Annotated in this window: 12 protein-coding genes; 1 reads left to right on the plus strand and 11 read right to left on the minus strand. The window is 70.3% G+C overall.

The annotated features are described in order from the left end of the window. Positions 1 to 20: 20 nt before the first annotated feature. The 10 genes from O7623_RS11395 to O7623_RS11440 all read right to left on the minus strand — a co-directional run bounded on the left by O7623_RS11395 (position 21) and on the right by O7623_RS11440 (position 11,557). Positions 21 to 1,106 (minus strand): substrate-binding domain-containing protein, encoded by a 1,086-nt coding sequence (locus O7623_RS11395; RefSeq protein WP_282228589.1) that lies wholly within the window; start codon positions 1,104 to 1,106, stop codon positions 21 to 23. Positions 1,107 to 1,225: 119 nt separating this feature from the next. Continuing rightward, positions 1,226 to 2,305 carry an ABC transporter permease gene (locus O7623_RS11400; RefSeq protein WP_282228590.1) on the minus strand — a complete coding sequence of 360 codons (1,080 nt, stop codon included), beginning with the start codon at positions 2,303 to 2,305 and terminating at the stop codon, positions 1,226 to 1,228. Positions 2,306 to 2,360: 55 nt separating this feature from the next. After that, positions 2,361 to 3,869, minus strand: coding sequence for a sugar ABC transporter ATP-binding protein (locus O7623_RS11405; RefSeq protein WP_282229379.1), 1,509 nt, complete (start codon positions 3,867 to 3,869; stop codon positions 2,361 to 2,363). A gap of 95 nt (positions 3,870 to 3,964) precedes the next feature. Beyond that, positions 3,965 to 5,143, minus strand: a complete 1,179-nt coding sequence (locus O7623_RS11410) for an ROK family transcriptional regulator (protein WP_282228591.1) — start codon at positions 5,141 to 5,143, stop codon at positions 3,965 to 3,967. A gap of 463 nt (positions 5,144 to 5,606) precedes the next feature. Further along, positions 5,607 to 6,725 carry a sugar phosphate isomerase/epimerase gene (locus tag O7623_RS11415; RefSeq protein ID WP_282228592.1) on the minus strand — a complete coding sequence of 373 codons (1,119 nt, stop codon included), beginning with the start codon at positions 6,723 to 6,725 and terminating at the stop codon, positions 5,607 to 5,609. A gap of 426 nt (positions 6,726 to 7,151) precedes the next feature. Beyond that, positions 7,152 to 7,964: an ABC transporter permease gene (locus tag O7623_RS11420; protein ID WP_282228593.1), complete on the minus strand. Its 813-nt coding sequence runs from the start codon at positions 7,962 to 7,964 to the stop codon at positions 7,152 to 7,154. A 12-nt stretch (positions 7,965 to 7,976) separates the two neighbouring features. Continuing rightward, complete coding sequence (locus O7623_RS11425; RefSeq protein WP_282229380.1) at positions 7,977 to 8,723, minus strand: ABC transporter permease; 747 nt, start codon at positions 8,721 to 8,723, stop codon at positions 7,977 to 7,979. A 214-nt stretch (positions 8,724 to 8,937) separates the two neighbouring features. Beyond that, entirely contained in the window at positions 8,938 to 9,939 is a 1,002-nt protein-coding gene (locus tag O7623_RS11430) for a nitroreductase family protein (RefSeq protein WP_282228594.1), read from the minus strand. Positions 9,940 to 9,981: 42 nt separating this feature from the next. Continuing rightward, entirely contained in the window at positions 9,982 to 10,605 is a 624-nt protein-coding gene (locus O7623_RS11435) for a GNAT family N-acetyltransferase (RefSeq protein ID WP_282228595.1), read from the minus strand. A 13-nt stretch (positions 10,606 to 10,618) separates the two neighbouring features. Then, positions 10,619 to 11,557, minus strand: a complete 939-nt coding sequence (locus O7623_RS11440; RefSeq protein WP_282228596.1) for an ABC transporter ATP-binding protein — start codon at positions 11,555 to 11,557, stop codon at positions 10,619 to 10,621. Positions 11,558 to 11,822: 265 nt separating this feature from the next. Here O7623_RS11440 and O7623_RS11445 point away from each other — a divergent pair, with 265 nt between their 5' ends. Beyond that, a complete protein-coding gene (locus O7623_RS11445; RefSeq protein WP_282228597.1) occupies positions 11,823 to 13,013 on the plus strand; it encodes an ROK family transcriptional regulator in 1,191 nt (396 codons plus the stop codon). A gap of 42 nt (positions 13,014 to 13,055) precedes the next feature. On the opposite strand, the gene O7623_RS11450 is transcribed toward O7623_RS11445, so the two are convergent. Next, positions 13,056 to 13,568 (minus strand): hypothetical protein, encoded by a 513-nt coding sequence (locus O7623_RS11450; RefSeq protein WP_282228598.1) that lies wholly within the window; start codon positions 13,566 to 13,568, stop codon positions 13,056 to 13,058. Between the last annotated feature and the right edge of the window lie 3 nt (positions 13,569 to 13,571).

The raw sequence follows: 13,571 nt of genomic DNA on the forward strand, positions 1-13,571 counted from the left end.
GGTAAGCCTCCCCGAAAAGGTCAGAACCCGAGCGGCAGGTACTCGCTCGCGTTCTCCTTGGTGATGGTCTCCGAGGCCAGGATGATCTCCTTGGGCACCTGCAGTTCGACCAGGTCGGACATGCCCTTGCCCTGCGCGATGAGCCGGGCCAGGGAGATCGCCGAGGAAGCCATCGACGGGCTGTAGGTGACGGTCGCCTTCAGCACGGTGTTGTCCGCCTGGATCGCCTCCATGGCGGCCCGCGAGCCGGCACCACCGACCATGATGAACTCCGACCGGTTCGCCTGGCTGATCGCGGCCAGCACGCCGATGCCCTGGTCGTCGTCGTGGTTCCAGATGGCGTCGATCTTCGGCAGCGCCTGCAGCAGGTTGGCCGCCTCACGCTGGCCGGAGTCGGCGGTGAACTCGGCCGCCCGCCGGTTGGCGATGGTGAACCCGTGCACCTCGAGGGCCTCCCGGAAACCGGTCGAGCGCTCCTGGGTCAGCTCCAGCGAGTCGATGCCGGCGATCTCCGCGATCACCGGGTTCGAGATCCCCTTTGCCTGCATCTGCGCGGCGATGTAGTTGCCGGCCGAGACACCCATGCCGTAGTTGTCGCCCTTGATCTGGGTGCGGTAGGCCAGCGCCTGGGTGAACGCCCGGTCCAGGTTGACCACCGGGATACCGGCCTCCATGGCCTGCAGACCACTCGCGGTGAGTTCGGCACCGTCGTGCGGCAGCATGACGATGACGTCGGGGCTCTGCGAGATGAGGGTGTCCAGCGCGGCCCGCTGCGCGGCGGCGTCGGCGCCGGCTTCGACCGTGAGGAACTCCACGTCGGAGTACGCCTCGGCCTGGGCCCGGGCGTTGTTGGTGATCGCCGCGAGCCAGCCGTGGTCGGCCGCTGGCGCGGAGAAGCCGATGGTGACCGTCTCACCGGGTTCGGAGTTGGGGTTGCCCTGGTTGGCGGCCTGGGTCTGGGTGTTGGTCGGCGCGGCCTCGTTGCTGGTGCACGCGGTCAGCAGCACGCCGGCGCCGACGGCGGCACCGCCGATGAGCAGCCGGCGACGTGACGCGTCGGCGGCGCCGCGGGCGCCGAACAGTGCCCGGCGGGACAGAGCGGTCATGACGACCTCCTGGATCGGAAGGTGGAGGGGTTATCGGGGTGTGCGGATCCCGGCGGCCGTCACAGGCGACGGTCACCGTGTTCGGTGGTGGATCGGAAGGTGGCGTTACCCGGGCAGGGTCAGGCCACTTTTCGGGTCAACAACTGACTGAGCGAGTTGAACCGGAACTGCTGGATGAGCACGGCCGCCACGATGATCCCGCCCTTGATCATGTTCTGGGATTCGGTGGAGAGGCCGTTGATGGCGAACAGGTTGGTGATGGTGGAGAAGACCAGCACCCCGAACAGGGCGCCGATGATGGTGCCGCGGCCACCGCTGAGCAGCGTGCCGCCGATGATCGCCGCGGCGATCGCGTCGAGCTCGTACAGGTTGGCCATCGCGGCCTGGGCCGAGTTGGCCTGAGCGGTCAGCATGATCGCCCCGATGCCGCAGCACAGCCCGGACAGCCCGTAGATCATCAGCGTGTGCAGGCGGACGTTGATCCCGGCGAGCCGCGCCGCCTCGGGGTTGCCGCCGACGGCGACCGTCCGGCGACCGAAGGTGGTGCGGTTGAGTAGCACCCAGCCGGCGGCGACCACTGCCGCGAGGATGATCACCAGCAGTGGGATGCCGAGAATCCGCTCGGTGGCCATGCCGTTGATCACCGTCGAGGTGGAGACCTGCGTCTGCTTGCCGGAGATGAGTGCGGCCAGACCTCGGGCGGCGACCATCATGGCCAGGGTGGCGATGAAGGCCACCAGCCGGCCGTACGAGATCAGGATCCCGTTGACCAGGCCGACGCAGAGTCCGACGGTCACGGCGGTGAATATCATCCCGCCGGGCCCGTAGCTCTGGGTGGCGACGGTGGTGGCCCACACGCCGGCCAACGCCATGATCGCCCCGACCGACAGATCGATACCGCCGGAGATGATCACGAACGTCATGCCGACGGTGACCACGCCGATCGCGGAGGCCTGCTGCAGGATGGTGAAGACGTTGTTGCGGACCCAGGTCGGGTCGCTGTAAAGATCGGGTCGTGTGACGGCACCGATGACGACCAGCACGACGAGGACTCCGACCAGCCAAAGGTTGCGTCGGGCGTACTCGCTGGCGTCCGAGCGCCACCAGCTCTGCCGGGGTGGCGCGTCCGTGCCGTGCGCCGGCGACGCTGCCGGCTTCTCCTTACCGGGTACGGTTGCCGTGGCCTCGTCCGCGGTCACAGTCCTACTCCTTCGCTCACCGGCTGGCCGCTGGCCAACTGGTCGGGTCGCCCGGTCACGCCGCGGCGCCTTCCATCAACGACCCCGCCATGACGAGGTCGAGCACGGTCTCTTCATCGATCTCGCCGGCCGGTGCCTCGCGGATGACGCGACCTTCCCGCATCACCAGCACCCGATCGGCCAGCCCGAGCACCTCCGGTACCTCACTGGAGACCAGCAGTACCCCGACACCACGCGCGGCCAGGTCGTGGATGACCTGGTACAGCTCGGCGCGGGCACCGACGTCGACGCCCCGGGTCGGCTCGTCGAGCAGCAGCAGCCGGGTGTCGCCGAGCAGCCACCGGCCGACCACCACTTTCTGCTGGTTGCCGCCGGAGAGTTGCCGCACCGGCCGGTGCACCCCCGGGGGCCGCAGTTCCAGCGACGCGGCGATCCGCTCGGCCTCGGCGACCTCCCGCCCGGAGTCGGTGAAACCGACCCGGGACAGCTGCGCGAACGTCGCCAGGGTCATGTTGCGGAAGATCGGTTCACCGAGCAGCAGCGCCTGACTCTTGCGCTCCTCCGGTGCCATGCCCATGCCGGCCCGTACGGCCGCGCCGACGCTGCCGGGCCGGACCGCCCGGCCGGCCATCCGGACGGTCCCGGCCTGTGCGGTACGCGCTCCGAAGATCGTTTCGAGCAGCTCGGACCGACCGGAACCGACCAGCCCCGCGATACCGACGATCTCACCGCGCCGGACGGTCAGCGACACGTCCTGGAACTCCCCCGCCCGGCTCAGGCCGGTGACCTCCAGCAGCTGCTCACCGTGTGAGTTGGGCTCGCGCTGCGGGAAGACGTACTCGATGGACCGGCCGGTCATCCGGCTGACCAGCTCACGGGTCGGGGTGCTCTGCGCCGGGAGGTTCTGCGCGGTGGTCCGGCCGTCCTTGAGGACGGTGACCCGATCGCCGATCTCGCGGATCTCCTCCAGCCGGTGCGAGATGTAGATGACCGCGATCCCCTGGGCGGTGAGTTCCCGGATGATCCGGAACAGGTTGTCGACCTCGTCGTGGGCCAGTACCGCGCTCGGCTCGTCCATGATGATCAACTTGGCCTCGTGCGACAGCGCCCGTGCCATGCTGACCACCTGTTTGCCGGCGGCCGGCAGCGACCGGACCATCCGCCGGGGCGGAATCTCGCCGTGCCCGAGCCGGTCGAGGATCTCCCGGGTACGCCGGACCATCTGACCACGGCGGACGAACCCGGCGGTCCGCGGCTCGTGGCCGAGGAAGACGTTCTCCGCCACCGACAGGTCGTCGACCAGGTCGAGTTCCTGGTAGATGGTGGCGATCCCGGCCCGCATCGCCGCCTGCGGGTTGGCGAAGCGGACCGGCTGGCCCTGCCACTCGACCCGACCGGAATCGGGGCGGTGCACCCCCGCCAGGACCTTGATCAGAGTGGACTTGCCGGCACCGTTCTGGCCGAGCAGGCAGTGCACCTCGCCGGCCCGGACCTCCAGTTGGACCCCGTCGAGGGCCCGTACGCCCGGGAAGGTCTTCACGACGTCGGTCAGCCGCAGGACCACCTCGCCGCCGGCCTGGACCGCCGGGGTGGCGACGGTGGCGTCCGAGGTGTCCGGTGCGGCGTCGGTCGGCTGCCCGTCGACGGGCTCGACGGCGCTCACGACGCCTGCTCGAAGGCGACGTTGCTGGCGAGTACGGCGGCACCGGTGACCCCGGCGCGCGCACCCAGCTCGGACAGGACCACCGGCAGGTTGCCGGTGGCCAGCGGCAGCGACCGCCGGTAGACGACGCTGCGGATCTCGGCGAGCAGGATGTGCCCGAGGTGGGCCAGCCCGCCGCCGATCACGATCATCGACGGGTTGGCGAAACTGACCAGGCCGGCGAGGACGCCGCCGAGGCGCCGTCCCCCGTCGCGGATCAGACGGATGCAGGTCACGTCGCCCTCCATTGCGCACTCCGCTACGTCGCGGGCGGTGAGTTCGGACCGCTGGGTGAGCCGTTCGGCCAGCGCCGGCGAGGTGCCGGCGCGGGCGGCGACCGCCGCCTCCTTGCCCAGCGCGGCGCCACTGAACAGCGCCTCCAGACAGCCGACGTTGCCGCAGGTGCACATCGGCCCCTGCGGGTCGACCTGGATGTGGCCGATGTCGCCGGCGCAGCCGTCGATGCCCCGGTAGACCTCGCCGGAGAGGTAGATGCCGCACCCGACGCCGGTGCCCAGCTTGACGAAGAGGAAGTCGTCGACCGAGTGGGCGACACCGCCGTGCCGCTCCCCGATCGCCATGATGTTGACGTCGTTGTCGACCACCGCCGGGCAGCCGTGCTCCCGGGTGAGCAGCTCGCGGACCGGGAAGCGGTCCCAACCCGGCATGATCGGTGGGGACACCGGGACGCCGTCGCGGTAGCTGACCGGCCCGGGCACCCCGATGCCGATCGCGTCGAGTCGATCGTGGACGCCTTCGACACGGGCCTTGGCCAGCAGCTCGTTGATCCGGTGCAGGATCACCTTCGGGCCCTGGCGAATGTCGGCCGCCTCGGTGTACGCCGCGACCGGTTCCAGCCGTCCGTTGGTGATCTCCACGTCGACCGAGCTGGCGCCCAGGTCGACGGCGGCGAAGCGCAGGTTCGGGTTGAGTTCCACCAGGGTCGAGCGGCGGCCGCCCCGCGAGGCAGCCATCCCGGCCTCGGTGACGAAGCCGGTGGCGACCAGCCGCTCCAGCTCGGACAGCAGACGCGGGCGGGGAATCTGCAGCTGGTCGGCGAGTTCGGCACGGGAGACCGGGCCGTTGTCCCGCAACAGGCGCAACAGCTGGAGGTGCAGGGGATCCGCCGTACGCAAGGGGTCCACCTCCGACAGTGGGTTAACGCCGATGCGACCTCGGCGTGTCGTGCTCGAAACACTAAGAGTCTTCTCACCCTCGTGTCCAGAGCTTTGATCTACCGATGCAGAACTTTTTCTGATCGTGACAGAAGTTCGTGGCAGCGGCACGAAAAAGTGGCCTGAGCTGGGACAACCCACCCAGAACCGGGCACGAAAAGAGCCCGGACAGCGGGTGGCAGCACCGTTGGTGCCGTCGTCTGCGGGCAGACCGGCACCGGGCACGGTGTGGCGTCCGGGACGGGACAGGGGGCGAATCCGCCCGCGTCCCACCACCACAGACGCGGAAGCGGGGGCCGAGCGGAAGCGGGGGCCGGCCGCCGCCGTCGGAAACGGCGGCGGCCGGATCGCGGCCGTACGGCGCCGTGATGCCGTACGGACCGACTGGCGGGCACCGGGGCGAGCGGCCCCGGCACCCGCCGGATCACTCTGCGGTCTGGCTGTAGACGGTCAGTTCCGCCATGTGCTGGTAGCTACGCTCCGCGAAGGCCAGCGACTGGCCCGGGTTCGCGGAACCGCCGGGAGCGGTGTCCTGCTCCCAGTTGGCGTGGTGGAAGTCGTAGTGCCCGATGGTCTGGAAGAACTGCTGGAAGTTGATGTCGCCGTCGCCCAGCGGCGTCATCTCGTACCCGTTGGCCAGGTCGACGTTCTTGTTGCCGTCCTTGGCGTGGAACAGCGGGAACCGCCGGGGGCGGCGGGCGACGGTCAGCAGCGGGTCGAAGACCCGGGTGCGCTGCTGCCCGGCCGAGTTGGTGAAGGTGTGGTGCTTGTGCCGGGCGACGTAGCCCCAGTAGATGTCCATCTCGAAGTAGACGTACTGGGCCTCGGTCTTGGCCATGAAGTACTCGAGCTTGCGGGTACCCGAGGAGCGGGTCGGCCGGCCCTGGTCGTCCAGCGGCCCGGAGTCGAGCAGGAAGTTGTACGCGGAGTCGTGGTTGTGCGTGTAGAGCCGCATCTTGCGTTCCTTGGCCTGCCGGCCAAGCTCGTTCCACACCTCGGCGGCCGCGTCCCAGTCTGCCTGGTACGGGCTGTTGGTCGGGTCGCTGCCGGTGCCGATGTTCTTCATGCCGAGCTCTTCGGCGATGTCCAACTGCTGCTGGAACGTGTCCGGCCGGATCTGGACGTGGCAGCCGTTGGCGACCAGGCCGTTGTCGTCCAGGATCTTGCGGATCTCGGTCGGCGTGATCTGCCGGCCGAGGATCGAGGTGTGCTGGTTGTAGCCGGCGAACTCGATCTCCTTGTAGCCCATCTCGGCCAGTCGGGCCAGGACCCGCTCGAAGCCGTACGGCACACCGCTGTCGTCCGGTGCGGCGCCGATCCGGTCGCGCACCGCGTACAGGATGATGCCGCGGTTCTGCTCCGGGATCAGCGGGTCGACGGACCAGCCACCGGCGGCCCGGGCCGGCCGGTTGGTCTGCAGTACGGGCAGGCCCGCCGCGCCGAGCACCGCCGCCGCGCCGGCCGAGGCGGCCAGGATCTTGCGACGGGTGAGTGCGGGGTTGGGGGCGGTGAGTTCACCGTTACGGCGTAGCACCTCGTCCATTCTTGTCCACCTTTCTGGGGCGGCTCACTGAGCCACCTGATGACGAGTAAGGAGGGTCGGGGTGTACGGAGCCGTACGCCGCCGAAACGTTCGACCCCGGGGCGGGATGGTTGGGGGTTGGTGGTGGGGGTCGATGCCGCTGACGCGACGCCGACCCCCACCACAGCTGCCTCCGCCACGCCCCTGGCGAAGCAGCCTGGGTCCGATGGACCCCTGGTCGCGACCTGGCGTTTACGGCGCTGTGTCGCTGGTGTTACGTCTGGGGCAGACAGTAACCCCAGAGGCCAGCGGAAAGAAAGACCCCGACGAACCAAACTTTCCGATGAACTGGCGATGTCTTTGTCCTCGACCAGCCAGAAGTATGCGCACCTCAGGGCAGTTGATCGACAGCTGTCAGCATAAGGGTGCGACCCTGTCCGACGGCTCCTATGCGCAGAGCAACCGGCCGACCCGGCGGCCGGCGATGGTCAGTCCGATAACGGTCACCACGACGAGGTAGCCGACATCGAGCAGTTGCACCCAGCCGACGGTGTCGACGGTGATCGCCCGGATCAGGTCGACCGACCGGTACAGCGGGGTCAGCTCGATCAGCCAGCGCAGCACCGCCGGATACGACTCGGCCGGCACGAACGTCCCCGAGAAGAGAAAGACCGCGAACTGGGCCGACCCCATCAGGTCGAAGTCCTGCCAGGACCGCATGTACGTGGACAACGCCATGCCCAGGCCACCGAAGGCGAACCCGACCAGGATCGCGGCGGGGAAGGCCAGCAGCGCCCGGGGCACCGTCGTCAGACCCATCGTGGTCATCACCACCAGGAAGGCCGCCGAATAGATGCTGCCCCGGGCCATCGCCCAGCCCAGCTCGCCGAACGCCAGCTCGGTCGGGCGCACCGGCGTGGCCAGGATGCCGTCGTAGAGCTTGACGTACTTCATCTTGCCGTAGAAGTTGAAGGTGGTCTCCGACAGCGCGCCGGACATCGCCGAGGCGGCGAGCATCGCCGGCGCGACGAACGCGGCGTACTCCACCACGAGACCGCTGCCCGGCACGGTGATGTCGCCGATCAGCCGGCCGACCCCGACGCCGATGGAGAACAGGTACAACACCGGCTCCAGCAGCCCGGAGACCATCACCACCCAGTACGCCGACTTCAGCGCCGCCGCGTTGCGCTCCATCACCGACGCGGCCCGACGGGCGGAGTCGCCGACGCCGAGCAACCGCGGCAGGACGAGGGTCACCACCGTTGCCTCCCGCTAATGGATCAGACGCTTACGGAACCGGCTGGTGGCCAGCCACCAGCCGACCGCCACCCAGAGCGCGAGGTACGCCAGGTGACCCGACACCGACCAGGCGGGCGCGACACCCAACGACGCCGCACGGCACAGGTCCACGCCGTGCCACAACGGCGACAGGTACGCCAGTGGGCGCACCACCGCCGGCAGCGACTCCACCGGGAAGAACACCCCGGCGAACAGGGTCATCGGGATGACGGCGAACCGGAACAGGATCGCCAGGTAGCTGTCGCTGGTGATGCTCGCCGCGAAGGCGACCACCGGCAGGGACACCCCGGCGGCCAGCAGCAGCGCGACCGGCAGCGTCGCGATCGCCCAGCCCGAGTGCAGCGCGCCGAAGGCCCCGGCGACGATCAGGAACGCCACGCTGCTGGCCAGTGCCCGCAGCAGCACGAAGGCGAGCAGGCCGCCGACCATGTCGCCGATCCGCAGCGGCGCGGCGATCTGCGAGAAGTAGATCTTGTGCCAGGTGAAGCCGCCGAGCACCGGCCAGGACGACTCGCCGATCGCCACCTGCAGCGCGGTGGAGGCGATCAGCCCCGGCACCATCCAGTCGAGGTAGCTGAACCCGTTGACGCCGCCGTCGACGTAGGCCCCGACGCCGACGCCGAAACTGAGCACCGTCAGCAGCGGCAGCAGGAACGACGAGAAGACCGACGACCGCCAGGTCCGGCGGTAGCCGGTCAGGTGGAACTCCAGCACGGTCATCGCCGGGCCGAGGCCACGGGGCGCCCGCGAGAGGGCCGTCGGCACGACGTCGCCGTGGTCGGCACCGCTCGACGACATCCCGCACTCCCCCCGGCCGGCGATCCGTCACGGTTCTATCAGCCGCGTACGACAAAGCCGTCTGACTGTACTGCGCGCCCCGCCGGTGGTTCACCCGATTTTGCGCCCGCGCGCCGGCCAGCCACGGACCCGGCGGTCAGTCGCGGACCAGCATCTGCGCCACCGGCCGGCGGGGAGTCGCCGCAGCCGGCGGACCGTAACCCACCCGTACGATCAGCTGCGCCACCTTGCCGCGTCGGCGGTCGGCCAGCAGCTCGCGGATGGCGGGGATCTCCAGCGGTTGGCTGATCGGGGTGGTCGCCAGATGGTGGACGGTGGCCAGCAGCAGGACCCGCTGCAACGCCTGGCCGGCGGCGACCCAGTGCCGGGGGGTGTCGCCGTCGGTGCTGAGCACCAGGATGGTGGGGAACGGCTCGAACCGTTCGGCGGGCCGGTTCCAACGCGGCGTGACCAGCCCGAAATCACGCATCGGCAGCGTCTCCAACGCGTCCCAGGGGCCGATCGCGGCACGCGGTACGCCTTCCCGGCGGCCCCGACGCGGCGCGGTCCACTGGGCGAGTTCGGCCAGGTAGGCCCCGTCCTCGCGGTGGCGCTGCTGCGCCGACCGGGCCAGGCTGACGATGGCGTTGCGGGCGACGGCGGAGGCGACCGCGAGCTCGGCGCCCTCGTGCCCGGCCGCCTGGCACAACGACTCGAGGACGTCCTTCGGCACAGCCGCCGAGGTGAACGGCCACCGGTTGGTGTGCCGCCGGCCGACCGCCTCGGCCAGCGCCACGACCCCGGCGGTCGGGACACCGGCGGTGCCGGGGGTCACCCGGGCGACCAGGTCCGGCTGTTGCGGATCGGGGAACAGGTCGGTGTGCGGCAGCCAGCCACGGTGCCGCAGGGCGATCCGCAGGTTGAACAGCGCGGCCCCGACGCTGATCAGCAGTTCCCGACCGCTGGGGTCGATCACCTCGAGTTGTCGGTGACGGTCGGCGAACAGGTCGACACCACCAGCGTGGTCGATGAGCCGGAATCGCCACGGCTGGCTGTTGTGCAGCGACGGGGCCGCGACGGCGGCGCCGACACAGGCCAGCAGGTCGTCGTCGGTCGGCGTCGCGCCGGTGGAGTCGTCCGGTACGCCGTTGGTGCTCATGTCCTCAGCCTCGCTGGAGGCGTGGCCCCGGCACCAGTGGCGTCATGCCTGCCGGGGCGGGTCCAACGGCCGGGTGGCGCGTAGGGCGGCGGGCCAGTCGGCGCGGCGCATCTCGTACTCGACCTCGCCGTGCTCGGTGCCGTCGATCGGATCGTCCCACTGCAGGTGCAGGCACCGGGCCAGGCGCATCCCGACGGCCTCCATCACCCGCCGGGACGCGATGTTGACCGCCATCGTCTGTGCGAACACCCGCTCGACGGTGGGTTGCGCGAAGGCCAGCCGGAGCAGTTCCCGGGCCCCTTCCGAGCCGTATCCGCGACCCCAGTACGCCCGACGCAGCCGGTAGCCGAGCTCGACCTCGACGACCGGCAGCGGCAGCGACCGGGTGCCGACCGCGGCGGTGCCGGTGCCGACCGGTTTCAACGCGAACCAGCCGACGAAGGCGCCGCTGGCCCGCTCGGTGGCGGCCCACTTACCGAAGTCGGGAAAGCGCAAATAGTCGCGGAGGATCGCCGGCAGGACCTCACGGCGGACGGTCTCCGCCGGGGTGGGTTTGCCTCCGGTGAGGTAGCGCATCACCGCCGGGTCGCTGTCCAGCTCGACGAGGAGCGGCAGATCCTCGGCGGTGAACCGGCGGAGCGCGAGTCGCTCGGTCTGCGTGATCATGCGAACGTGGAGTCTAGTCGACCAGGGTCCGGCCGGTCAGATGCAGGAACACGTCCTCCAGGCTGCTGCGGCGGATCAGGGCGCTGGTCGGGCTGAGGCCCCGGGCGTGCACCTGGCTCAGCGCGGCGTCGCCGTCGCCGGCGTACAGCAGGATCCGGTCCGGCAGCACCTCGACCCGCTCGGCGACGCCGTCCAGCTTGCCGGCGAAGTCGGCCTGGTCGGCGGTGGGGAACCTCAGCTCGACCACCTCGCGGGTGGAGTAGCGGGTGATCAGGTCGCGCGGGGAACCTTCGGCGACGATGCGGCCGCCGTCCATCACCACGAGCCGGTCGCAGAGTTGCTCGGCCTCGTCCATGTAGTGGGTGGTCAGCACCAGCGTCACGCCGCGTTGCTTGAGGCGGAACAGTCGCTCCCAGACCAGGTGCCGGGCCTGCGGGTCGAGCCCGGTCGTGGGCTCGTCGAGCAGGACGATGTCCGGCTCGTTGACCAGGGCTCTGGCGATGGTGAGCCGGCGCTTCATGCCGCCGGAGAGAGGTTCGACCTTGCTGTCGGCCCGTTCCCGCAGTTGGACGAAGTCGAGCAGGTCGTCGGCGCGCCGACGAGCGACGGCGCGCGGGATGCGGAAGTACCGGGCGTAGGTGACCAGGTTCTCCCGGACGGTCAGCTCCTGGTCGAGGTTGTCCAGCTGTGGACAGACGCCGAGCCGGGCCCGGATCGCCGGACCGTCGCGGCCCGGGTCCAGGCCGAGGATCCGCAACGTGCCTTCGGTGGGCGGCGAGACGCAGCCCACCATCCGCATGGTGGAGCTCTTGCCCGCACCGTTGGGTCCGAGGAACCCGAAGGCCTCGCCTGGTGCGACGTCGACGTCGATGCCGGCGACGGCGGTGAACCCGCCGAAACGCTTGACCAGTCCGCGCGCGTGGATGAGTGGTCCGCTACCCCGTTGCGTCACACCGAGACGCTACCGCGCCACCCCGACATCGACGCCAGCGAGTTTCACCGACCGTCGATCTTTTGTCGGATCGAGGACAAAGTACGCCAAGAAAGTCTTGAAGTTTGAGCACTGATGCACTAAGTTTGCGATCCTGACACGTTACTCCTGTCAGCGTGTGAGCGGATGTCCCACACGGTCCCTGCCCACGCCGGTTCGCTTCGCCCGCGTGACCACCGGCCCTCCACGTCGGACGACGCCGTGCGCCGGCTCCAGGTAAAGGACGATGACCAACGTGTTGGGAGTGTGGCCGGAGAACACCCACCAGGCGCAGATCCTGCGCCTGCTCCGGGACGGTCCACGGTCGCGCGCCGAGCTGGGCGACGCCGTCGGCCTGTCCCGGTCCAAGGTGGCCACCGAGCTCGACCGGCTGATCGAGCGGGGATTGGTGGAGACCGCCGGCCCGGCCGCCTCGCGCGGCGGTCGGCCCTCGTCGATCATCCGGATCGCCGCCGCCACCCGGTTCCTCAGTGTCGACATCGGGGTCAGCAGCCTCGACGTGGCGCTCACCGACGGCGAGCTGCAGGTGGTCGCGCGGCGGACCCAGCGGACCGAGCTGCGGCAGGGGCCGACCGCGGTGATCGCGCAGGCGTTGGAGCTGGTCACCAAGCTGGCCGCCGATTCCGGCACCACCCGGTTCACCGGTGCCGGAATCGGCATCCCTGGCCCGGTCAGCTTCCACGAAGGGGTGCCCGTGTCGCCCCCGTTCATGCCCGGCTGGCACCGGTTCCCGGTACGGGAGATGTTCAGCACCGAACTCGGCTGCCCGGTTCTGGTCGACAACGACGTGAACATCATGGCGCTCGGGGAGAAGCACTCCGGCATCGCGCGATCCTTCGACGACTTTCTGTTCGTCAAGATCGGAGTGGGAATCGGCGCCGGCATCGTCGTCGCCGGAGACGTGTACCGGGGCGCCAACGGCTGCGCCGGGGACATCGGCCACACCGCGGTCGACGAGAACGGCCCCCAGTGCCTGTGCGGCAACGTCGGTTGCCTGGAGGCGTACTTCGGTGGGGCGGCGCTCACCCGCGACGCGGTCGCCGCCGCCCGGGCCGGCCGCTCCGATCAGCTCGCCGAGCAGCTGGCCCGGATCGGCACCCTGACCGCCCTGGACGTCACCCAGGCCGCCGCCGCCGGCGACCCGGTCGCGATCGGGATGGTCCGCGACGGTGGCCGACGGGTCGGCCAGGTGCTGGCCCGGCTGGTGAGCTTCTTCAACCCCGGCATGGTGGTCATCGGCGGCGGGTTGGCCGGCATGGGGCACGCGCTGCTGGCCGAGATCCGCAGCGTGGTCTACCGCAGTTCACTGCCGCTGGCCACCGGCGACATGCCGATCGTGTTGTCCGAGCTGGGCGACCAGGCCGGGCTGATCGGGGCCACCCGGATGGCCAGCGACCACGTCTTCACCGCCAGCTGACCGGCCGGCAGCCGGTGCCGCGCCGCCCACCGCGACGGTCGACTACGGCTCCACCTCGACACTGGCCCGGGCCGCGGCGACCAGGTCGGCGGTCTCGGCGGTCAGGGCGTCGGGGTCGGTGCCGGGGTCGTACCGGACGGTCCAGGTCAACCCGTCGACACCAGGCACCCGCCGGGCCACCACCCGCAGCCCGCCGCCGTCGAGCCGCTGGTGCGCGGTGTAGCCGACCGAGCGGGTCACCCGGGCCCGGACCTGGTTCGGCACCTCCCCGGGGTCGGGCAGCTCGACGGTGACGGTCGGCTCGTCGGCGACGATCTCGTACCCGTCCCGCTCGCCGGTGACCTCGGCCGGGGTGACGGCCAGGGTCTGCCCCGACCAGGCAGCCTTGTGCACCTGGTGCCAACCGAGCCGACGGTCCCGACCCGGCAGCCACATTCCCAGGTTGGTGACCACCAGCGCCTCGTCGTCGGCGGTGGCCGCCCAGGCGACGATCCGCTCGTCGCGGGCCAGCGCCGGGCGCAGTGCGGCCGGCAGCCGCGCCGACCGGCGGAACATGCC

The sequence above is a fragment of the Solwaraspora sp. WMMD791 genome, assembly GCF_029581195.1.
Lineage (GTDB): Bacteria > Actinomycetota > Actinomycetes > Mycobacteriales > Micromonosporaceae > Micromonospora_E.

Coding starts and splice junctions, on each gene's coding strand:
- O7623_RS11395 (WP_282228589.1), bottom strand. CDS start 1,106: ATGACCGCTCTGTCCCGCCGGGCACTGTTCGGCGCCCGCGGCGCCGCC.
- O7623_RS11415 (WP_282228592.1), bottom strand. CDS start 6,725: ATGGACGAGGTGCTACGCCGTAACGGTGAACTCACCGCCCCCAACCCC.
- O7623_RS11425 (WP_282229380.1), bottom strand. CDS start 8,723: ATGACCGTGCTGGAGTTCCACCTGACCGGCTACCGCCGGACCTGGCGG.
- O7623_RS11430 (WP_282228594.1), bottom strand. CDS start 9,939: ATGAGCACCAACGGCGTACCGGACGACTCCACCGGCGCGACGCCGACC.
- O7623_RS11435 (WP_282228595.1), bottom strand. CDS start 10,605: ATGATCACGCAGACCGAGCGACTCGCGCTCCGCCGGTTCACCGCCGAG.
- O7623_RS11445 (WP_282228597.1), top strand. CDS start 11,823: ATGACCAACGTGTTGGGAGTGTGGCCGGAGAACACCCACCAGGCGCAG.
- O7623_RS11450 (WP_282228598.1), bottom strand. CDS start 13,568: ATGTTCCGCCGGTCGGCGCGGCTGCCGGCCGCACTGCGCCCGGCGCTG.